The organism is Streptomyces sp. MK7 (assembly GCF_032658145.1).
Lineage (GTDB): Bacteria > Actinomycetota > Actinomycetes > Streptomycetales > Streptomycetaceae > Streptomyces > Streptomyces spiralis.
The window spans coordinates 34,178-55,346 of sequence record NZ_JAVACL010000031.1 but is presented as its reverse complement, the minus strand read 5'-3'; the positions used below and the strand labels follow the sequence as shown (position 1 = coordinate 55,346).

Genomic DNA, 21,169 nt, shown 5'->3' with positions numbered 1-21,169 from the left:
CACGACATCTGAAGGCCCCGCGGACACGCCGACGCCCTCGTGGTCAGCGCAGGGCGGGCGCGTCCAGCGTCAACGTGCCCGCGTCGGCGTCGAGTTCGGCCGCCACCCCGAAGGGAATCGTCAACGCCCCCTCGCAGTGGCCGAACCCGAACTCCTCGGCGACGGGCACCCCGAGCCCGCCGAGCCGGTCGGCGAACAGGGCCCGCACCCGGTCGGGGCCCTCGCAGTCCTTCCACGACCCGAGGAGCACCCCGCGCACCCCCTCCAGCCATCCGGCGCGCAGCAGCTGGGTGAGACAGCGGTCCAGGCGATACGTCTCCTCGCCCACGTCCTCCAGGCAGAGCAGGCCCCCGGCCGCCGAGGGCCGCGCGGACGGGGTGCCGAGATCGGCGGCGAGCAGGGCAAGGCAGCCGCCGAGGGTGACGCCCCGGGACCGCCCGGGGACCAGGGCGGTCCCGCCGGAGGCGATGGTGCGGACCGCCTCCGGCTCGAACAGGGTCGCCTTCAGGTGCTCCTGCGCCCGGGCGTTCTTGACGAAGTCGATGCCGGTCGCCATCGGCCCGTGCAGGGTGACCAGGCCCAGGCGGGTGGCGAAGGCCTCGTGCAGCGCGGTGATGTCGCTGAAGCCGACGAACACCTTCGGTCCCGCCGCCCGCATCGCGTCCCAGTCGAGCAGGTCGACCATCCGCTGCACCCCGTAGCCGCCCCGGGCGCACAGCACCGCGTCCACCGCCGGATCGCACCACGCGCGCTGGAGGTCGGCGGCGCGGTCGGGGTCGGTGCCCGCCAGGTAGTCGAACGTGCCGTGCCGGTCCAGCACATGAGGGGCCACCACCGGCTCCAGGTCCCAGCCGCGCAGCACGTCGAGACCGGTCTGCAGCCGTTCCTCGGGCACCGGCCCGCTGGGGGCGACGACGGCCACCCGGGCGCCGGGGGCGAGCCGCGCCGGGCGCAGGAGTTCCTTCATGTGTCGAGCTCCAGGGTCGGGATGCCTGCCGGTGCCAGGCCGAGCACCTGAGCGTACAGCGACAGCTCCGCCTCCAGGGCCCGCACCATGGTCCCGGCCCGCCGGAACCCGTGCCCCTCCCCCTCGAACGTGAGGTACGCGTGCGGCACTCCCCGTCCCTTGAGCCGGGACAGGAACCGCTCGCACTGCACCGGCGGGCAGATCACGTCGTCCAGGCCCTGGAGCAGCAGGAAGGGGGCCGTGATCCGGTCGGCGTGCTCGGCGGGCGAGCGTTCGGCGTACCGCTCCGGCACCTCGGCCAGCGGTCCGACCAGGCTCTCCAGGTACCGCGACTCGAAGTCGTGCGTCTCCCCCGTGCCCCAGCCGGTCAGATCGAGGATGGGGTAGATGATCGTGCCGCAGGCGTAGACGTCGGTGGTGGCCAGGGAGGCGGCGGTGGTCCAGCCGCCCGCGCTGCCGCCCCGGATCGCGAGCCGCGCACGGTCGGCGGTACCCTCCTCGGCGAGCGCGAGGGCGACGGCCGCGCAGTCCTCGACGTCGACGACACCCCACTGCTCGCGCAGCCGGTTGCGGTATTCCCGGCCGTGCCCGGTCGAGCCGCCGTAGTCGACCTCGGCGACGCCGATGCCCCGGGAGGTGAAGTAGGCGATCTCCAGGTCGAGTACGAGCGGGGCCCGGCTGGTGGGTCCGCCGTGCGCCCACACGACGTAGGGCGGCAGCTCACCGTCGGGCGCCCGGGACCCGGGGTTGCGGGGCGGGTAGATGTGGGCGTGGACGTCGCGGCCGCCGGGTCCGGAGAAGGTGCGGATCAGCGGCTCGGGACAGTAGGCGGGGTCGACCGCGTCCTCGTGGGCCGCGCCGATCACCCGGGTGCGCCCGGTCCTGGTGTCCAGCTCCACGACCTCGTAGGAACTGCTCGGACCGGCCCCGACGGCCACCACCCTCTCGCCGTGCGCCGCGAGCGTGGCGTCGAACTCGCTCCAGGGGCCCACCGCGTCGACGACCTCGCCGGTCTCCGGGTCGAGTATGCCGAGGGCGGCGGCGCCCCGCCCGTGCAGGACGGCGATCAGCCCGCTGTCCAGCGGCGCGAACCAGCGCTGGCCGACCTTCCACAGCGGCCCGCCGAACTCCTCCTCGCGGGGGCACAGCGGCCGCGAGCCGCGGTGGGGATCGGCCTGGTACAGGTTCCACCAGCCGCTGCGGTCACTGACGTACAGCAGCGAACCGTCGGCGGCCCACTCGGCCTGGGGGATGGACTCCTCGGGACCGCCGCCGCAGGTCCAGCTCTCACCGAAGGTGCCGTCCTCGGTCACCTCGGCCATCACCAGTTCCGTGCCGTCCCACGGCATCCGGGGGTGGTCCCAGGCCAGCCACACCGCCCGCCGCCCGTCGGGCGAGAGACGCGGGCCGGTCACGAACCGGTGCCGTTCGCGGGTGAGTTCGCGCACCGCGCCGCGGTCCCCGGCCGCCGAGCCGTCCAGCGGTACGGCGGCCGGGACGCGCCGTACGTCGCTGGGCCCCTCACCGGTGAACTCCTCCAGCACGCACCAGACTTCGCCCCGCTCCGGGATCAGCCGCGGGTCCGCCCAGCGCAGTCCGCCGCCGACGGGCGAGACCGGCGTGAGCGGGCGCGGCTCGCCACCGGGCTCGTACCGGTAGAGCCGCTGGTCGGCGAAGTTCACGAACACCACCAGCGGCGCACCGTCCTGGACCGTCCCGGCCCACGGCCGGCCGCCGTACTCGATGACCCGGCTGCGCACGTTCCACGGCGCGGACAGGACCGACTCCTCCGCACCGTCGGGGTGCCGCCGCACCAGCGTCCGCCGGCCGCCCTCCGCGGGCCGTGGCTCGGTCCACCACACCTCGTCGCCGACGAAGCCCACGAACTCCGGCCTGCCGTCGTGCGCGGCGGCGAGGGCCGCGTCGATCGGCGACGGCCAGGAACCGTACGGCAGGGTCTGCACGTTCTCCCCCATGTGGTCAGGCGGTCCGCAGGAAGCGGTCCAGGACACGGACACCGAAGTGCAGCGCCTCGACGGGAACCCGTTCGTCGACGCCGTGGAAGAGGGCGTTGTAGTCGAAGCCCTCCGGCAGCTTCAGTGGCGAGAAGCCGTAGCCGGTGATGCCGAGCCGCGAGAACTGCTTGGCGTCGGTGCCGCCCGCCATGCAGTACGGCACCACGTGCCCCTCGGGCGCGAACTCCTCGACGGCGGCGCGCATCGCCCGATACGCCGACGAGTCGACCGGCGCCTGGAGGGCCACCTCGCGGTGATGGAACTCCCAGTCCACGTCCGGGCCGGTCAGCTGGTCGAGGGTGGCGCGGAACTCCTCCTCGCCGCCGGGCAGATACCGCCCGTCGACATGGGCGACGGCCTCCCCGGGAATCACGTTGATCTTGTAACCGGCCTCGAACATGGTGGGGTTGGCGCTGTTGCGCAGGGTGGCCTCGACGAGCCGGGCGGCCGGGCCGAGCTTCTCCAGCAGCGCGTCCACGTTCCGCAGGTCGGCCTCCACCCCGTACAGGGCGGCGAGTTCGGTGAGTGCCGCGCGGACGGTCGGGGTGAGGCGCAACGGCCACTCGTGGGCGCCGATCCGGGCGACGGCGGCGGCGAGCCGGGTCACCGCGTTCTCCTTGTTGACCTTGGAGCCGTGGCCCGCCCGGCCGCGCGCGGTCAGCTGCAGCCAGGCGGTGCCGCGCTCTCCGGCCGCGATGGGGTAGATCTGCCGTCCGGCGCCGTCGTGGAAGGTGTAGGCCCCGGACTCGCTGACGCCCTCGGTGCAGCCCTCGAACAACTCCGGGTGCTCGTCGGCAAGGTAGCCGGAGCCGTCCTCGGCGCTGGCCTCCTCGTCCGCCGTGAACGCGATCACCACATCGCGGCGCGGCCGCACACCCAGCCGGGCCCAGGAGCGGACCACGGCGAGGATCATCGCGTCCATGTTCTTCATGTCCACCGCGCCCCGGCCCCACACGACGCCGTCGCGGACCTCGCCGGAGAACGGGTGCACGCTCCAGTCATCGGCCTGAGCGGGCACCACGTCCAGGTGGCCGTGGACGAGCAGTGCCGGCGCCGACGGGTCGGTGCCCTCGACCCGGGTGACGACGTTGGTCCGGCCCGGGGTGCGCTCCAGCATCAGTGGCTCCAGGCCGGCACCGGAGAGCTGTTCGGCGGCGTACTCGGCGGCCGGGCGCTCCCGGCAGTCGCCGCCGCCCCGGTTGGTGGTGTCGATGCGGATCAGGTCGGACGTGAACCGGACGACCTCGTCCAGCGCGGGCGCGTCAGCCATACTGCTCCTCCACCGCGGACGAGGCGATCGTGGTGACCGCCTTGAAGGTCCGGATTCCCTCGTACATGGTGTCGCTGGTGTACGCCACCTTGCGCTCGCCGACGCGGGCCACGCCGGGGACGACGGTGGCGGCCATGGCGAGGTGCTCGGCGTCGAACTCCAGCGCGATGGTGAACGGACCGCCGCTCACCGGCTCGTGCCGGACCGCCAAGGCGGCCGCCTCCTTGGCCGCCGCCCGGATGTCCGCGGCGGTGCGGGCCGGCGTACGGCACACGGCCGCGTACCGCGACACATGGTCCTTCACCGCGACCTTCAGCGCCTCCGGCGCGTACCCGAGCGCGTCCTCGCAGGCCACGTCGTCGCCGGTGACCAGGACGACGGGCACGCCGTACTCGGCGACCACGTGCGCGTTGAGCAGGCCCTCGCTGGCCCGTACGTCGTTCAGCCACACCCCGGTGACGGAGTTGGCCAGGTAGGTGTGGGCGAGCACACCCTCCATGCCGGCGCCCGCGTGGTAGCCGATGAAGGCGATCCCGTCCACGTCGCCGTGCTGCACGCCCTCCACCATGGACAGCGACTTGTGCCGTCCGGTGAGCATCTGGGCCCGCTCGTCCAGCCGTTCGAGCAGCAGATTGCGCATGGACCAGTGGGCCTCGTTGATGAGGACCTCGTCGGCGCCGCCGTCGAAGAAACCCAGCACGGCGGCGTTGACATCGGAGGTGAACATCGACCGGCACCGCTCCCACTGCGGCGTGCCCGGCAGCACGTCGGCGGGCCAGGTCACCCCAGTTGCGCCTTCCATGTCGGCGCTGATGAGGATCTTCATGCGATCGACGCTACATGCCGCCGAAGATGCTGGCCAGGAGCCACACAACCACCACAGGTCCATACCGCTGACATCAGTTGTCGGCTGGACGCAAGTCGGAGGACACATGATGGCCACGTCATACGGGGCGATGCTCCGCGCGCACAGACGTGTTGTGACCGTCGGTGTGAGCGTCCTCTGATGTCCGAAGTTGCTCTCCCGCCCAGATGATCTTGCCATGGCGGTTGTAGCGCGTGCCCCAGCGCCGGGTGAGCTGAGCGACGATGAACAGTCCCCGTCCGCTCTCGTCGAAGGTGCGGGCTCGCCCCGGATGCGGGGAGGTGCTGCTGCCGTAGGAGACTTCGCAGGTCAATCCTGTGCCGTGGAGGATCGGGCGCAGCCGGACCGGTGGGCGGGCATGGTGCGGGGCGTTGGTGACGAGTTCGCCGGCGATGAGCTCCGTGGTGGGTACGGCGTCCTCCAGGCCCCACTCGGTCAGCGTCTCCGAGACGTGCTCACGGGCCTCCGAGACGGCGGCAAGGTCGGCTGCGAGGTCCCAGGAAGCGGATGCGCTCAGTTGCACCGCACAGACCGCGCCCAGGTGGACGGCGCGCAACCTGCACCTGGTCCAAGCCGCCGCCCGGGCCGAAGCCCTGCCCCTTCAGATCGGATGAGCCGCGTGGCGCGGCTAGGCGGCCTGCTGGGAGGCGGCCGCGGCGGGGCGCAGGTCGTCCAGGGTGAGTCGGTGCGCCGGCGGGTCGGGCAGGACGACACGGCGGGTGGTGCGCAGGTCGGCGCCCACGTGGAGCAGTTCGCCCGGCTCCATCAGGCGCCAGTCGGGGTTGTCGTCCATGCGTTCGCTGGCGACGACCACGGCGGGACGATCGGCCAGTGGGGCGGAGTGCACCCGCATGCGACCGTGGCTGCCGCTGTGGTCCAGGTGCCGCGTGCCGTGCGGGCCGCCCGCCGGGCGCTCAAGGACGTACAGCTCGTGCGTGGCGGGGTAGCGCAGCGCCCACAGCCGGTCGGGGGTGATGAGGACGAGGTTGAGGGCGTAGACGGGCAGGTTCCGGGCGATCCACCGGGCGGCCTGCTCGATGCCGGCGGTGACGTCACCGCCGTGGCGCCGGGTCTCCCGGGTGATGAGGGCGAAGAGCCGCTCGGAGTCGGTGTCCCCGCGGACCAGGGCCCGGTCCTCGCCCAGGTGGTCGTCGAGCCGGTCGAGGCCCTCGATGACGCCGTTGTGCGCGAACAGCCGCCCGTCCTGCTCGAAGGGATGGGTGTTGCGGGCGTCCAGGCTGCCGGTGGAGGCGTAGCGCACATGGGCGAGGAAGGTGGCGGACTCCACCTGACGGGCGTCCTCGGCGAAGGCGCGGTCGGCGTAGGCCGCGATCGGGGCCTTGTCCACGTGTGGGGTGCCGTCGGCGGAGAAGTAGCCGAGACCGGTGCCGTCGGGGTCGCGGTGGCTCTGCCGGCTGAGACTGTCGGGGGCGTCGAGGAGCCAGAACGTGGCGTGTGTGCGCCGCGGGGCACTGCTGAGGCCGAACAGGCGGCACATCGGGTACCTCCTCGGTCAGTGGCGCCCCGGGCGGCGTACGTTCTTCGTCTCCGCGCCATGAGCGAAGTTGCTGGAGTCGTCGGCGCTGCGATGCGGCTCCGGCTGCTTCTCCAGCCGGGTCAGGACGCGGCGCAGGTCCTCCAGGAGCAGGTCGGCCAGGTCGTGGCTGAAGCCGTTGCGGACCACGATGCGCAGTACGGCGAGGTCGGTCCGGTCCTTCGGGAAGGTGTACGCGGGCACCAGCCAGCCGTGTTCCCGGAGCGCGGCGGAGACGTCGAAGACGCTGAAGTTGCCGATGTCCTCGCGCACCCGGAAGGCGAAGACGGGGATCTCGTCGCCGTGGGTGATCAGTTCGAACGGGCCGAGTTCCGCGATCTCGGCGGCCAGCCGGGTGGCGACGTCTCGGCAGGTCTGCTGCACGCTCCGGTAGCCGTCGAACCCGAGCCGCAGGAACGTGTAGTACTGGGCGACGACCTGGGCGCCCGGCCGGGAGAAGTTCAGCGCGAAGGTCGGCATGTCGCCGCCGAGGTAGTTGACGTGGAAGACCAGATCGTCGGGGAGGGCGTCCTGGTCGCGCCACAGGGCCCAGCCGACTCCGGGCATGACCAGGCCGTACTTGTGGCCGGAGGTGTTGATGGAGGCGACCCGCGGCAGCCGGAAGTCCCACACCAGGTCCGGGTCGAGGAAGGGGGCGATCATCCCTCCGGACGCGGCGTCGACGTGGACGGGGACGTCCAGGCCGGTGCGGGACTGAAGGTCGTCCAGGGCCGCCGCGATGTCGGCGACCGGTTCGTAGCTTCCGTCGAAGGTGGAGCCGAGCACCGCGACGACCCCGATGGTGTTCTCGTCGCACAGCTCGACGGCCTTCTCGGGGCTGAGGTGGTACCGGTCCCCCTCCATCGGCACATAGCGCGGCTCGACCTCGAAGTAGTCGGCGAACTTGTCCCAGCAGATCTGCACGTTGATGCCCATGACCAGGTTGGGCCGGTCGGTGGACTTGCCCTCGGCGCGGCGGCGGTGCTGCCAGCGCCGCTTGAGGGCCAGTCCGCCGAGCATCGCCGCCTCGCTCGATCCGGTCGTCGAGCACCCGATCGCGTGCCGCGGGTCCTCGGCGTGCCACAGCCGGGCGAGCATGTGGACGCACCGCAGCTCGAGCTCCGCGGTCTGCGGATACTCGTCCTTGTCGATCATGTTCTTCTGGGCGCACTCGGCCATCAGCCGCAGCGCCTGCGGTTCGGCCCAGGTGGAGACGAACGTCGCCAGGTTCTGCCGGGCGTTGCCGTCGAGCAGCAGCTCGTCGTGCACCACCTGGTAGGCGGTGTCCGGATCCATCTGCCCCTGCGGCAGCGCGTAGCGCGGCACCCGCAGGGGCTCCCGGCTGAAGAGCGGATTGACCGCCAGGTCCCGGCCCTCACGGCGGTGGTCAGGGGAATGCCTCACGGTCATGCGCTCCGTCCTCCATGCGTCGTCGGTGTCGCCGATGGATCTTCGCGTGTGTGAGAGCCCGGACCGTCACCAGGCGGTCGGTTCAGCGCTCCAGGAAGTCGAAGAGCTCTTCCCAGCGGTCGGTGATCGTCTCCGGGTCGAACCGCCGTGCGCTGCGCAGCGCCTGCTCACCCATGGAGTCGCGCAGCTGTTCGTCGGACATCAACCGGACCAGATGCCGGGCGAGTTCGAAGGTGTTGCCGGGCCGGGCCAGCAGCCCGTCCTTCTCGTGGCCGACGATCTCGCGCACACCGGGCGCGCAGTCGAACGCCACGCAGGGCACGCCGCAGGCCATCGCCTCGAGCAGCACCAGCGGGAAGCCCTCGCCGCGCGAGGACTGCACGAACACGGAGGAGGCGCGCAGCGCCCCGGGCACGTCGTCGGTCTGCCCGGCGAAGTCCACCGAGTCCTCCAGCCCCAGGTCGGCGCACCGCTGCCGCAGCTCCGCCTCGGCCTCTCCCCTGCCGTAGATGCGCAGGGTCCAGCCGGGCTGCCGCTGCACGGCCTCGGACCAGGCGTCCAGGAGCAGGTCGACGCCCTTCTCGTGGGAGAGCCGGCCGATGCTGGCGACCACCTTCTCGGTGCGCTGTGACGGGGTGTCGGGCACGATCGGCAGCGGGTTCGGCATGAAGCCGAGGTTGTTCAGTCCCTCACCGACCCAGAGGTCGGCGTCCTCCTGGGTGAGGGCCAGCAGCCGGTCCACGTCCTGGAAGTACTTCTTCACCCGTGCGAACCGGGAGCTCTTGCGACAGGTCTCGAAGGACTCGTGGGTCATGCCGATGACGCGGTGCCCGGCGGTGTCCGCGAGCGCCACCCACTCCATCGCCCACACCTGCGCGACGATGATCACCGCGCCGGGCCGGGCGGCTCGGAACAGCGTCGTGAGCCGGGCGGCGGCGGTGCGCATATGGGCCTCGTGCCGGCGGACGGCCGGGTCGGCGGGGCCCAGCAGGCGGCGCGCCCGGGGGCGGCCGGGCGGCCGGCGGGCGTACAGCGTCTCCGTCCGGAACGGGGGCTCGCCGAGGTCCATCGGATGGTGGGCGGGGGCGATGCCGACGACGGTGACCCGGTGGCCCCGGTCGGCCAGCAGCCGGGCCATCTGGGTCTGCCAGCGGCCCACGCCGCCGAGTTCGTTGACCTCGTTGGCCACGAAGAAGATGTCGCGCTGGGTCATCGGGCCTCTCCCGCGGGGCCGAAGAAACGGTCCACGATCTGCGCCGCGGCGTCCCCGCGGTCGTACTCACCGTACTTGTCCACGAACTCCTTCAGCCGCGCCTCGTGGGCGGCGCCCACGGTGCTCAGGTCGCCGAGCACGTCGAAGAGTTCCTCGGCGGTGCGCGGGACGGGGCCCGGCGCCTCGGCGAGCAGGTCGAAGTACGTGCCCCGGGTGTCCTGGGCGTAGTCCTCCCAGTCGTGGGCGTAGAACACGATGGGCCGCTGGAGCAGGGCGTAGTCGAACATCACGGAGGAGTAGTCGGTGATCAGGGCGTCCGCGAGCAGCATCAGCGGGGTGATGTCCGGCTCGGCGCTTACGTCGACGACGCGTCCGGCCACGGACGGGGGCAGGGTGAGCCGGTTGAGGTAGTGCGCCCGGACGAGGAGGGTGTACTCGTCGCCGAAGCGGGCGGCGAAGTCCTCCACGTCGAACGCGAACTCGAAGTCCTTCACGCGGCCGTCGGGTGCGGCGCGGAACGTGGGCGCGTACAGCAGCACCCGCCGGCCGGGGTCGATGCCGAGGCGTTCGGCGAGCCGCTGCGCCTCGGGGTCGGGCGCGGCGCCCTGCCGGGCCCGCACCAGGGCGTCGTTGCGCGGGTAGCCGGTGCGCAGCAGCTTGTGCTCGGGGATGCGGTAGGCGCGGGCCAGGGTGCGCACGTCGTGCTCGCTGCGCACCACGAAGTGGTCGAAGCGGTCCAGGGCCTGCTGGTAGGAGCGCTGTTCGGGCTCGGACAGCATCCTCAGGCCGGGCTCGTCGAAGCCCATCCGCTTCAGCGCGGAGCCGTGCCAGGTCTGGATGTACGTCGTCTCCGGGCGCTTGGTCAGGCGCAGCGGATAGCCCTGGTTGTCGATCCAGTACTCGGCCTGGGCGAGCGCCCTGAGATAGCCCCACGACCAGCGGCGCACCAGCTCCACGTCCTTCGGGAAGCCCTGGGGGCGCTCACCGGCGTAGGCCCAGATCGGGGTGATCGGCGTGCCGCGGCGGCGCAGCTCCTCGTAGATCGCGCGCGGGCTGTCGCTGTACTGCTTGCCGAGGTGGCTCTCGAAGACGACGGTGCCCTTGCGGACGGGCAGCCTGGTCAACATGCGCTCGTAGACCTGGAGTTTGCGCGGGCCGGAGTTCAGGTCCCGGCGCAGGGCGCGGAGTTTGCGGTAGGCGCCCTTGGCGGCGCGCGCGGGGCGGCCGTGCAGGTTGCGCTCCACGGCGGCGCGGCCGGTGCGGGCGAGCCGGCCCTGCTGGGTGAGCCGGAAGGCCAGGTGGCCCTTGGCGGACACCTGGGCCTGAAGCCGGTCCGCCATGAGCCGGGTGAGCCGCGGCCGGACGGGGACGTCCTCGGCGTGCTCCAGGTCGACAGTGCCGACGGTGAGCCGGCTGGTGGTCCGCTTGCCGTCCGCGGTGAGATGCAGCCGGACGTCCCAGACGTCGTCGACGATGCCGAGCGGCCTCAGCCGCCGGGCCAGCGGCACCTCGGCCCGCCAGGCGATCGTGTCGCCCTGGTGGCGCGGGGCGGGCACCGGGAAGGTGAAGGTCTGCAGGCTGCGGCGGCGGGCGCGGAACTCCAGCTCGGCGGTGAGCTTCGCGTCCGGGGCGATGGTCTGCAGCGGATTGACGACCTCGCCGGCGAGCACCACGTCGCCGCCGCGCGCGGTGTAGTCGGTGAGCCGGTTGCGCAGGTACATCTGGTTGAGCTGCTTGGCGTGGTAGCCGAGCGTGGTGACGTCCAGGACGGAGCGCATCTCGTCGTCGTCGAGGTAGCGGTCGGTCCAGTAGATCCGGCCGTCCCGCTCGGTCAGCGGCGCCGAGATCTTGTTGCGGTTGAGCAGCGTGTCGATGGCCGGCATCAGGTCGGTCCAGTCCTCGCGCAGCAGCAGCTGGGCGCAGATGGCGTGGACGCGGTCGAGCTCGGCGTAGGCGGCCTCGGGGAAGTCCTGGACGTAGCCGCGGGCCAGCTCGGCGAAGCGGTGCCGGTAGTCGTCGTCGAGGAACGGCAGTTCCCGCAGGTACAGCACCAGGTCGTGCTTGAGGAACTTGATGTCCTTGCGCAGCCTCAGCTCGTCCTGGCCCTGGCGGTCCAGGATGGCGTCGATACGGCGGTGGATCTCGACCCGGTCGGCGAAGTTGCTGATCTCGTTGCGCCGGTTGCTGATCGACTTCACGGCCGTCTTCTGGACCACGTTCCAGAAGTAGACCGTGTTGGGGATGAGCGTGATCCGGCGCGCGGCCAGGTAGGCCTGGGCGGAGAAGAGCAGGTCCTCGTAGTGGATGCCCCGCGGGAAGGTGAGGTCGTTGCCGAGGAGGAAGTCGCGCCGGTAGCACTTGTTCGTCGACAGGGTGTCGAAGACGAACAGGTCCGGCAGCTCGGCGACGGAGTCCAGGGTGCGGGTCTCGCGGTACAGCCAGGGATACCACTGGACCCGCTTGTCGTGCCGGCTGTCGGTGTGAACCCGGACACACAGGGCGGAGACGAGGTCGGCGTCGGTGCGGTCGGCGGCCTCGACCATGTTGCGGCACGCGTTGCGCTCCAGCGTGTCGTCGCTGTCCAGGAACATCACGTACCGGCCGCGGGCCACCTTCACGCCCTGGTTGCGGGGCTCTCCGCAGCCGCCGCTGTTCTCGGGCAGCCGGATGGCGCGGACCCTGTCGGGGTGGGCCGCGGCGAGCGCCCGCGCGACCTCGTGGGAGCCGTCCGTCGAGCAGTCGTCGGCGATGATCACCTCGACATTGCGCAGTGTTTGCTCAAGGACGGAACCAACGGCTGTCGGAAGTCGCTCTTCGTCGTTGTAGACGATGACGACAACGCTGACGTCCGGCTCGGGCGCGACGGTCGACACGGCCACCTCTCGTCTCTGTTCCGTTCGGCGTGGGGTGGACGTAACCCTACAGGCTGTAGGGAGCGCACCGGTCCCCACCCCCTCCAAACTACGTCAATGCGACAATACGTCGCCCCACTGACACGCAGACCGACCGCCCTGGGCGCCCCTCACCGGGCGCGGCCCGCCACGAGCCACTTCGAGGGCAGTTCGATCCGGTGGCCGCCGGGTGCGAACACGGTCGTGGCCAGCGGGAGTTCGCCGTCGTCGAGCACGGTGAGGCCGGCCGCGCGCAGATGCTCCGGCACGGCGGCGTCGGCCGCCTCACCGGGGGCGATGCCGTACCGGAAGACCCGGGCGAGCTCGGCCGGGGGCCCGGCGGGGTCCTGTGCCGGGCGGCCCAGGAGCCGCCGGGCCGCCTCGGACAGCTCGACGAGGAAGGCCCGGCCGCGCTCACCGGCGAGGACGGCGAGGCAGTCCGCGAGCGACCGCCGGTCGTCCGGCTCGCACCGGTGCCTCGTTGAGGAACTCCAGGCGTTCGCGGACGGCCGCGTCCTCCAGGTCGACGCCCTCGTCGTCGGTGGCCTCCTCCGGCACGGGCAGGCCCCGGGCGGCCCGCTCGCGGCGGGCCCTGCACTCGGCGTGGCGGGCCACACCCCAGTCGGGGGTGACGGGCACCCGGTCGTTCTGGCCGAACTCCAGGACGGGGTAGCCCAGTTCGAGGCACTGGGCGACGATCCGGCCGCTCTCGTCGACGCTCAGGCCGGGCCTGATCTCCGGCAGCCTGCGGGCCGGCTCCTCGGCGCCGGGGAAGTCGGTGTGCAGGGCGAAGGCCGGCGCGATCCGCTCGAACGCGAGGGCCGTGTCCGGCCCACCGGGCTCATCGGCCTCGCCGGGGCGCAGTCCGTCCGCGTCGGCGAGCACCAGCAGACGCTCCCGGCCCGGGCCCCGGCGCCTCGGGCATTGTCCCGCCGACCGACACCTCCGCCCCGGGCACATCTCGCCGACCAGCACCCCGGCCCCCGGACGCGCCCCGCTGGCCGGCATCCGGCCCCCGGACGCGCCCCGTTGGCCAGCGCCCCGCCCCCCAGGCACGTCCGCCCGACCGACCCGCCGGCCCCCAGGCACGCCCCGTCGGCCGACGCCCCGTCAGCCCCCGGACGCACCCACCGACCAACGCCCCGCCCCCGGACGCGCCGCGTCGGCCGGCGCCCGGCCCCCGGCCACACCCCACCGATCGACATTCCCGCCCCCGGTGGGGCACGCCCCCCGCGGCCGGATCAGTCCTCGTGTCCGAGCTGAAGGTCCCGTTCCGTGCGGCCGCCGCCCGCCACCTGGAGCACCGTGGCGACCGGTGGGTAGCCGGCCGCGATCACGGTGTACTCGCCGGAGGACAGGTCCACGAACCGGAACGTTCCGTCGGGTCCGGTGGTGAGGGTGTCGACGACGTTGCCGGCGGCGTCGAGCAGGGTGACGCGGGCGTCCTCCACCGGCCGCCCGCCGCCGGCCCGTACCGTGCCGCGCAGTACGGCGCCGCCCGCCAGTTCCACGTCCTGGCGGGTCTCCCGCGAGGCCTGCACGCTGACGGGAAGCGCGGTCGGCCGGAAGGCGGGCGCGCTGGCGGCCAGGGTGTACTCCCCGGCGACCAGTTCGGTGATGACGTAGCCGCCCTCGCGCCCGCTGCGGGTGCCGGCGACGACCTCGCCGTGGACGTTGGTCAGGGTGACGGCGGCGTCCCGCACCGGGGTGCCGTCCGCGGTGCACACGGTGCCCGCGAGGCGTCCGGCGCCGCCGAGGACGACGTCGAGTTCGACGGGCCGCTCGCCGACGGTCACGGAGACCGCCTGCGGCTGGTGCCCTCCGGCGGCGGCGATCAGGACGTACGCCCCGGAACCCGGCGTGGACAGCGCGTACCGTCCGTCCTCACCGCTCGCGCCCCGCCCGATCTGCTGTCCGCCGACGTCGATGAGGGTGAGCGCCGCGCGGGGCACGACGGTGCCGTCCGCGTGCTGCACGGTGCCGCAGACGGGGACTCCGGCCGGGTACGGCGAACGCGCCTGCGGCACTCCCGGCACCGAGACGCCGGCGGCCGGTGCGGCGGGCTCCGTCCCGTAGACGGGCGCGGCCTCGTAGGCGGGTGCGGCGGGGGTGTTGTGGGACACCAGAGGTTTCTCCTTGAGGAAGAAGGCGATGATCAGGCCGAGCACCAGGACCGGCACGAGATACAGGAAGATCCGCGGCATGGCGTCGGCGTATGCCTGGACGTAGGCGTCGCGCAGGGCCGGCGGCAGCGTGCGCACCACCTCAGGAGTGATCGACTCCGGGTCGGGCAGGCCGGTGCCCGCGCGCGCGGGGAGGCGGTCGTGCAGGGCGTCGGCGAGCCGGTCGGCGAACAGGGTGCCGAAGACGGCGGCGCCGACGCTGCCGCCGATCTGCCGGAAGTAGTTGTTGGCACTGGTCGCCGTGCCGAGGTCGGCGGGGCGCACGGAGTTCTGCACGGCGAGCACCAGGACCGGCATGACCAGGCCGATGCCGGCGCCGAGCACGGCCATCCAGACGCTGTACTCCAGCCGGGTGGTGCCGATCTCCAGACGGGACAGCAGCCACATGCCGACGGCGGACAGGGCGCAGCCGAGGACCGGGTAGATCCGGTAGCGGCCGGTGTGGCTGATGAGCTGCCCGGACAGGATCGACGCGCCCACGACGCCGCCCATCATGGGCAGCATCAGCAGTCCGGACTCGGTCGCCGAGGCGCCGTCGGCCATCTGCAGGAAGGTGGGCAGATAGCTGGCCGCGCCGAACAGCGCCACGCCGACGACCAGCCCGACCAGGCCGCTGATGTTGAAGACGGAGTCCCGGAACAGCCGCAGAGGGATGAGGGGTTCGGCGGCGTAGTGCTCGGCGACGACGAAGAGGACGGCGGCCGCCGCGGCTCCGGCGCCGAGGCCGACGATGACGTGCGAGCCCCAGGCGTACTCGGTGCCGCCCCAGCTGGTCAGCAGCACCAGGCAGGTGGAGGCGGCGGCGAGCAGCAGGGTGCCCGGCACGTCGAAGCGGGCCCTGACCCGGGTCCTGGGCAGCTTGAGCACGACGGTGACGACGGCGAAGGTGACCAGGCCGAAGGGCACGTTGATGTAGAAGCACCAGCGCCAGGACAGATGGTCGGTGAAGTACCCGCCGAGCAGCGGTCCCGCGACGGAGGCGAGCCCGAAGGCGGCACCGATGAGTCCCATGAACCGGCCGCGCTCCCGGGGCGGCACGATGTCCGCGATGATGGCCTGCACGCCGATCATCAGCCCGCCGGCGCCGATGCCCTGCACGGCCCGGAAGGCGATCATCTGGTCCATGGTCTGGGCCCGGCCGGCGAGCGCCGAGCCGATGACGAAGACGCCGATGGCGAACTGGAACACGCCCTTGCGGCCGATGAGGTCGCCCAGTTTGCCGTAGACGGGCAGTCCGACGGTGGCCGTGAGCAGGTAGGCGGTGATCGCCCAGGACATCTTGTCCAGGCCGTGCAGCTCGCCGACGATCTTGGGCAGCGCGGTGGCCACGATCATCTGGTCGAGCGCGGCGAGCAGAAGCGCGAGCATCAGCCCGAGGAAGACCAGCCGCACCCGGCGCGGGCCGAGCTGAGGGACGGCGTCCGGCGGTGCGGCCGGCGTCCGCGCGGCCGGCGCCGCGGCGGCCGTGTCCGGGGGCGGCGGCACGACCGGTTCGTCCTGCACCAGAGTGATCCCGCCCACGCGCCTCTCCCTCGTCGCTTGTACCGCGCCATGTCCACGCGTAACGCGACAACTACGTACAAGCGCGGCGAGTTACGGCGTTGGGCAAGGCTGTGGGGAGATCACTCGAACCGGTGAGGGTCAACAGGGCCCGCCGTGGGGTGAGTTGCGACCCCGGATCTACTTCTCGACCTCGGCGGCGAGCTTGGCGAGCAGGGCGTCGTAGATCCGGGCGAGGCCCTTGGGTGCGAACGTCTTCTCGAAAAAGCCGCCGATGCCGCCGGCGCCCTTCCAGGTGGTGGTGACGACGACCCGGGAGCGGCCCTCGCCGGCCGGGGTGACCCGCCAGGTGGTGACCATGGAGGAGTTGCGGTCCTTCTCGACGAGCTCGCCGTCGGTGGGCTCGCCGACCTCCATGAGGCAGTCGCGGATCCGCTTGCTGGTGGCCTGGAGCTTCCAGTGGACGAGGGTGCCCTCGCCGTCCCCGCCCTCGCGCACCTCGTACTCGCTGAAGTGCTCGGGCAGCAGCCGCTCACGGGTGCCGCTGTAGTCGGCGAGGGCGTCGAACACCTTCTCCGCGTCCGCCGCGACGACCCGCTCCGTAGTGGCCTCGACCTGCGCCATGGGGTTCCTCCAGGACATCCGTTCTCGGGGTTGGGACACAGCCAACCACCCCGCACCCGGGACCCCAAATCCGGGTCCGGCAAGTGATCGGATCCGGCGGCCCGGGCGATCAGGAACAGCAGCCGAGCGATCGCCCGCACGATCAAGGGAACACATGTTCTATTCTGCTGCCCAGTGCCACCGAACAAGGCAGGCGTGATGCGCTGGGACAACCGCACAGCGGACTCCGGGGGCTCCGGGACCCTTGAACACAGCCGGGCCGACGCCGCGCTGTCCGGCGCGGACGCGGTGACCACCCGCACCTTCGACACGCCCGATTTCCGCGGGATCACCTTCCACGAGATCCGGGCCCGCTCGATCATCAACCGCGTGCCGGGCGCCTCCCGCATGCCCTTCGAATGGACCGTGAACCCCTACCGGGGCTGCACGCACGCGTGCCTCTGCTTCACGTGATGACCCTATTTCGGCCTGGAGGTTCAGTGCTCAGCACACGAGACGCAGACAGGGCCTGGAAGGGCATGGCGAAGTCGATGCCGACCCAGGAGGTGCCCGGCGGCTCCCCCACCACGGGCACCGCCGGCCAGGCCTACGCCGCTCTGTTCCACGAAGCGGCGCGCCCCGCCGTCAACGCAGGAATCGAACGATGGCTACTCCTGCGCGACCGCACGGGCCGCGACGGCCGCTGATCCCCCGCCGCATCGCGGGACCGCAAGCCGGGCGGTACGGCGGGTCCCAGCCTGACTCCGCTCACGTGCGGCTGAGAAAGGGGCGAACTCGCAGTTCCGAGCCCCGTGGACCGAGGTGAGCCGGGGGCGCGTCCTGTACGGCGAGGGCGGCTTCGTGCCGAACCGGCCCGGTCAGGGCAAGCCGAAGGAGTACCCGTGGCACCTGGTCCTCGACGCCGTCCAGGAGCAGGTCGGCCGACCCCGACCGCGCGTCTCAGCCGTGACCCGGCTCGGGCTTCGGCCAGCTGGCCAGCGTCTCGCCGGTCTCCTCGTCGACGAGGACGATGCGGGCACCGTGCAGGCCGCTGTACTCCCCGACCCAGCCGGACCATTTCCAGCGCGCGGTGGCCTCGCTCCCCCACCAGCCCTGCTGCACCATGCGGCCGCCGGCGGTCAGGGTGAGGTGGAAGCGCCCCGGATCATCCACTGCGGTCGCCTCGCTCATCGACAAGGATCCCCAGCTCCACTCTGGCCTCTGCCGCAGCGGCCCGCAGGTCGGCGAGGATCCCTTCATGGGCTCGATCCCCGACGGCCTCGCACGCGCACAAGAGGAATGGCACGCCGCCTACCGGCAGCTCGCCGTACGACCGCGCACCGCGCTCCGGCAGCAGCTCATCCACCTGTCGTCGGAGGTGCTGTTCCGCCCGTACCGGCAGGACCAACGGTCGGGAAGGTGACTGCAGCTGTACAGGCAGGGGCCCGGCGGCGAGGCGCGCGTTCGGTGATCGCACCGAACCACCTGCGCACGGCCGTATCACCTGTTTGCGAGGGACAGTACCGGGCAAATGAGATTTACCGGCAAATCCGAACAAATCGTCAAACACGGCAGGAGGCGCGTCTGCCATGTCGGCTGGCGAGAAGGCCAAGGCCAAGGCCGAGCAGGTCAAGGGAAAGCTCAAGAGGACCATGGGACGAACCGCTGTCGATGACCCGATGGTCGTCGAGGGCCAGGCGGAAAAGTCCAAGGGCGACGCACGCCAGGCCAAGGAGAAGATCAAGGACATGTTCAAGCGCTGACCTCTGGTCGCCCCTCATCAGCGCTGGGCCTTCACCCTCGACCAAGGGGTGAAGGCCCTTCCTTCCACGAAGTCGTCGCAATGCCACGGAACAGCTCGACCGGCCGCGGCAAGGCGCCGGACGTTCATTCGAATACATGTTCGAGATGCCCAGACGCATCGACCCCACGACGGACCGGGCCACCGCGGCGCGCATCCTCGGGTGCAGGGCCCGACCAGGTCGGCTGCTGCCCGCGCCGCCAGGGCCTCGCCTGCCGCTACAGAACCACCGCCCAGGTCATCTGCCCGTCCTGCCGAGCCGCAGAGCAGAACACCGCGACTGCGCCCAGCCGACCGCGGCAGCGACCGCGACGTTCGCGGTCGGATCCAGGGCCGCGGTCACGGTTGGTCCTTGGTCTCCCCGTTCGGTGCCGCCCACGTCACGCCGAGGCCCCCGAGAAGGGCCAGGGCGATGATGACGCCCTCGGCCGTCGTGACCTGTCAGCACAGGCGGAGCTGGAAAGGCAACAGCAACATCACTTCATTTAACCGGAGTTGGGCTACTGTGGCTCAATCCATCTCATCAAGGCCGGGACAGCGCGGCCCGGGTCGTCACCTCGGGGGGAAACATGGACCCGTCTCTGCTCAACACCCTGGCCGGGGAGGCCGGAACAGCGGTAGTCACCCTTCTCGTGACAGAGAGTTGGCAGCAGGCGCGGGACGGCATCGTCGCCGTGTGGCGCAGGCACCGCCCACAGGCCGCGGACGAGGTTGGCCGGGAACTGGAGACCTCTCGCCGCGCGCTGCTGGCGGCCGCTGACAGCGGGAACCCGGAGGCCACCGGGCAGCATGTCGCGAGTGACTGGCAGCAGCGGGTGGCGGGACTGCTCGGCGAGCACCCCGACGCCGGCGAGGAACTGCGCACCCTGCTGGCCCGGCTGCGCTCCGAACCCGCCCGGCAACAGATCCACGGAAACGTACGGCTCCAGGCAAAAGCGTCGGGAAGCTCCCGCATCTACCAGTCCATGGGTGACCAGCACATCACCGAACAATGAGCAGTGTGGTGGAGCCAGGCGGAGAGGCCCGGAGACGGGCCGAGTTCTGGGGGAGCGCATCGGAAGACGGGCACGTCTACCAATCCAAGGGCAGCCAGTTCATCGCGCATCTGCACCTCTACGGGAGCGCGGACGGCTCGGAAGACTCGCTGGCACGGGCCGTCTCGCGCGGTGAGGCCCTGGAATACATGCAGGGGCGTGTCAACCAGCTGATCCGTGGGCTGCGCACGACACAGGCCGAGTGGGCGGCCCGCGTCGCAGAGCTGGAGGAGAAGGCGGAGCGCGCGCGGGCCGAAGGACGGGAGCAGGCGCTCACCGAGGTGCAGGAGCAACTGCAGAACGCAGAGCTGCGGGTCATCAAGGCGCAGCAGATGATGCGGGAGGCCGTCCAGGAGCGTGAGAAGACGGAGACACTGCTGGCTCAGGCGCAGGCGGAGCTGGCGCAGCGGCGGCGTGCCGAGGAGCAGCGGCAACGGGAAGAGGAAGAGGCCCGGGACCAGATACAGGAACAGGCACGGTCGGACCCGAGTGCGGACGCCGTTCCCGGCGAGGACCCGTTGGACACGGTCGCCCTGAGGGAAGAGGGCGAGCAGTACTCCGAGTTCCTGGAGCGGGTCGAGGCGGAACTCGGGGCAATGCGCGACGACCTGCGGCTGCTGGGTGAGGGGCTGCCTGGGCAGAACGGCGGGGGCGCCGTCCCCGATGTCCTTTTGGGCGAGTGGGTTCGGAAGCCGGATGCGGAAGCCACGCCGACCGGCAAAGCCACGGCTCCTACCGATGAGGTCAGCGAGGCTCTGATCAACAAGCTGGCCGGTGCCCTCGACGGGAAGCAGTCCCAGGCGGCCGGCGACAGCGGCGGGGCCGGTGCGGCTCCGACGTCGGCCCGACGCCGCACCAGAGAGAAAGATGTGCCCGGGCCACCCCGGTATTTTCGTATCATTTTGCTCTGGATTGTTTGCCCTGGCGTCCAGCCCTGGATCCCAGCGCTCCTCGTCACGTCCAATCGGGCAGCATACGGTTCCCATCCGGCCGTGTGGGAAGCGGTCTTGTTCACCTTCGTGACGAGCCTTCTCGGCGCGCTGCTGTGCGCGCTCACCGTGCTGGTCGCGATAGGTACGATGGTCGACAGGCTGGACAGGACTTCAGAGGACACCGCCGGGTGTCTCCTGTTCCTGGCGATTCCCCTGGCCGCCATCCTCGGGCTGGTCGCCTCGTTCTGGACGCCCCTCACCTGGCCCGGCCCGGCAGGCACCTGGGGGCACGGGATAGCGTCGCTCGTGGGCATGGGGTGAACGCGCCGGAACTGCTGCGCCGCCAGCCGGCCTCGCGCCGCTGGCAGGGCGAGCACATCGTGATGGGCACCAACGTCGACTGCCACCAGCGGGCCGAGGGGCGCTACCGCCTGATGCCGGGCATCCCGGCCGCCGTGCGCGACCACGCGAACCCGTTCTCGATCCTGACCAAAGGCACGCTCATCACGCGCGACCAGCACCTGCTGACGCAGGCGGCCGAGGTCACCGACGTGGGCATCTCCGTCTCCGTCGGCTTCACCGACCCCGAGCTGTGGCGCACCGTGGAGCCGGGCACGCCCGCGCACGGGCGATCACGGCGGCCGGGGCCACCTCCGTCACCCCGCTGACACTGCATCCGCGGCCCGGCGCCCGCGAGTGGTTCATGGCCTGGCTCGGCCGGCACCACCCGCATCTGGTGCGCCGTTACGAGCGCCTGTACGCCGACGGCGCCTACGCCCCGAAGTGGTACCAGCGCCGGATGACCCGTCAGGTGCACGACCTGGCCAAGGAGTACGGCATCGGTCCCACGCGCGCGAGGATGCCGCGGCGCATCCGCCCGGCGAAGCCGGACACCGCCGCACCGCATCCGCCCTCGATGTCCGAGCCGGTCCAACTCACGCTCAGCAGAAG

General features: G+C 71.7%; 18 protein-coding genes and 3 pseudogenes. 7 read left to right on the top strand and 14 right to left on the bottom strand.

The features are described 5' to 3' along the window. Positions 1-43: 43 nt before the first annotated feature. The 13 genes and pseudogenes from R2S09_RS28005 to R2S09_RS27945 all read right to left on the bottom strand — a co-directional run bounded on the left by R2S09_RS28005 (position 44) and on the right by R2S09_RS27945 (position 16,472). The gene (locus tag R2S09_RS28005) at positions 44-967 is read right to left on the bottom strand and encodes an LD-carboxypeptidase (protein ID WP_316744024.1); all 924 of its coding nucleotides are present in this window, start codon (positions 965-967) and stop codon (positions 44-46) included. Further along, the gene (locus R2S09_RS28000) at positions 964-2,943 is read right to left on the bottom strand and encodes a prolyl oligopeptidase family serine peptidase (RefSeq protein WP_306187868.1); all 1,980 of its coding nucleotides are present in this window, start codon (positions 2,941-2,943) and stop codon (positions 964-966) included. The genes R2S09_RS28005 and R2S09_RS28000 overlap by 4 nt, the downstream gene beginning before the upstream one ends. A gap of 4 nt (positions 2,944-2,947) precedes the next feature. Then, complete coding sequence (locus R2S09_RS27995; RefSeq protein WP_316744021.1) at positions 2,948-4,252, bottom strand: M20/M25/M40 family metallo-hydrolase; 1,305 nt, start codon at positions 4,250-4,252, stop codon at positions 2,948-2,950. Next, entirely contained in the window at positions 4,245-5,078 is an 834-nt protein-coding gene (locus R2S09_RS27990; RefSeq protein WP_316744019.1) for a M55 family metallopeptidase, read from the bottom strand. The genes R2S09_RS27995 and R2S09_RS27990 overlap by 8 nt, the downstream gene beginning before the upstream one ends. Before the next feature lie 118 nt (positions 5,079-5,196). Next, positions 5,197-5,673 carry an ATP-binding protein gene (locus tag R2S09_RS27985; protein WP_316744018.1) on the bottom strand — a complete coding sequence of 159 codons (477 nt, stop codon included), beginning with the start codon at positions 5,671-5,673 and terminating at the stop codon, positions 5,197-5,199. 72 nt (positions 5,674-5,745) lie between these two features. Further along, the gene (locus tag R2S09_RS27980; RefSeq protein WP_316744017.1) at positions 5,746-6,615 is read right to left on the bottom strand and encodes a class II glutamine amidotransferase; all 870 of its coding nucleotides are present in this window, start codon (positions 6,613-6,615) and stop codon (positions 5,746-5,748) included. 15 nt (positions 6,616-6,630) lie between these two features. Further along, complete coding sequence (locus R2S09_RS27975; protein ID WP_306187876.1) at positions 6,631-8,061, bottom strand: glutamate decarboxylase; 1,431 nt, start codon at positions 8,059-8,061, stop codon at positions 6,631-6,633. An 82-nt stretch (positions 8,062-8,143) separates the two neighbouring features. Further along, positions 8,144-9,274, bottom strand: coding sequence for a glycosyltransferase (locus R2S09_RS27970; RefSeq protein WP_316744015.1), 1,131 nt, complete (start codon positions 9,272-9,274; stop codon positions 8,144-8,146). Next, on the bottom strand, positions 9,271-12,147 hold the full coding sequence (locus R2S09_RS27965) for a bifunctional glycosyltransferase family 2 protein/CDP-glycerol:glycerophosphate glycerophosphotransferase (RefSeq protein WP_306187879.1): 2,877 nt from the start codon (positions 12,145-12,147) through the stop codon (positions 9,271-9,273). Before R2S09_RS27965 ends, R2S09_RS27970 begins: the two co-directional genes overlap by 4 nt. A gap of 149 nt (positions 12,148-12,296) precedes the next feature. Then, positions 12,297-12,641: pseudogene (locus R2S09_RS27960) on the bottom strand (SAM-dependent methyltransferase); the annotation flags it as partial. Continuing rightward, positions 12,625-13,074: pseudogene (locus R2S09_RS27955) on the bottom strand (PAS sensor protein); the annotation flags it as partial. The pseudogenes R2S09_RS27955 and R2S09_RS27960, both read right to left, overlap by 17 nt. 332 nt (positions 13,075-13,406) lie before the next feature. Beyond that, positions 13,407-15,869: an MFS transporter gene (locus R2S09_RS27950; protein WP_316744013.1), complete on the bottom strand. Its 2,463-nt coding sequence runs from the start codon at positions 15,867-15,869 to the stop codon at positions 13,407-13,409. Between the two features lie 159 nt (positions 15,870-16,028). Continuing rightward, entirely contained in the window at positions 16,029-16,472 is a 444-nt protein-coding gene (locus R2S09_RS27945) for an SRPBCC family protein (protein ID WP_306187883.1), read from the bottom strand. 198 nt (positions 16,473-16,670) lie between these two features. Between R2S09_RS27945 and R2S09_RS27940 the strand changes: the two are divergent. After that, a pseudogene (locus R2S09_RS27940) lies at positions 16,671-16,919 on the top strand (radical SAM protein); the annotation flags it as partial. A gap of 32 nt (positions 16,920-16,951) precedes the next feature. Then, entirely contained in the window at positions 16,952-17,158 is a 207-nt protein-coding gene (locus R2S09_RS27935) for a hypothetical protein (protein ID WP_306187884.1), read from the top strand. Positions 17,159-17,411: 253 nt separating this feature from the next. On the opposite strand, the gene R2S09_RS27930 is transcribed toward R2S09_RS27935, so the two are convergent. Next, complete coding sequence (locus R2S09_RS27930; RefSeq protein WP_306187886.1) at positions 17,412-17,642, bottom strand: hypothetical protein; 231 nt, start codon at positions 17,640-17,642, stop codon at positions 17,412-17,414. 67 nt (positions 17,643-17,709) lie between these two features. Between R2S09_RS27930 and R2S09_RS27925 the strand changes: the two genes are divergently transcribed. The 5 genes from R2S09_RS27925 (at position 17,710) to R2S09_RS27905 (ending at position 20,886) form a co-directional block, all read left to right on the top strand. Then, positions 17,710-17,874: a hypothetical protein gene (locus tag R2S09_RS27925; RefSeq protein ID WP_306187888.1), complete on the top strand. Its 165-nt coding sequence runs from the start codon at positions 17,710-17,712 to the stop codon at positions 17,872-17,874. A 166-nt stretch (positions 17,875-18,040) separates the two neighbouring features. Continuing rightward, the gene (locus tag R2S09_RS27920) at positions 18,041-18,214 is read left to right on the top strand and encodes a CsbD family protein (protein ID WP_306187890.1); all 174 of its coding nucleotides are present in this window, start codon (positions 18,041-18,043) and stop codon (positions 18,212-18,214) included. Positions 18,215-18,821: 607 nt separating this feature from the next. After that, complete coding sequence (locus R2S09_RS27915) at positions 18,822-19,247, top strand: hypothetical protein (protein WP_316744012.1); 426 nt, start codon at positions 18,822-18,824, stop codon at positions 19,245-19,247. Continuing rightward, on the top strand, positions 19,244-20,539 hold the full coding sequence (locus R2S09_RS27910) for a hypothetical protein (RefSeq protein WP_316744010.1): 1,296 nt from the start codon (positions 19,244-19,246) through the stop codon (positions 20,537-20,539). Before R2S09_RS27915 ends, R2S09_RS27910 begins: the two co-directional genes overlap by 4 nt. Then, a complete protein-coding gene (locus tag R2S09_RS27905; RefSeq protein WP_316744008.1) occupies positions 20,536-20,886 on the top strand; it encodes a hypothetical protein in 351 nt (116 codons plus the stop codon). The genes R2S09_RS27910 and R2S09_RS27905 overlap by 4 nt, the downstream gene beginning before the upstream one ends. Positions 20,887-21,169 lie beyond the last annotated feature (283 nt).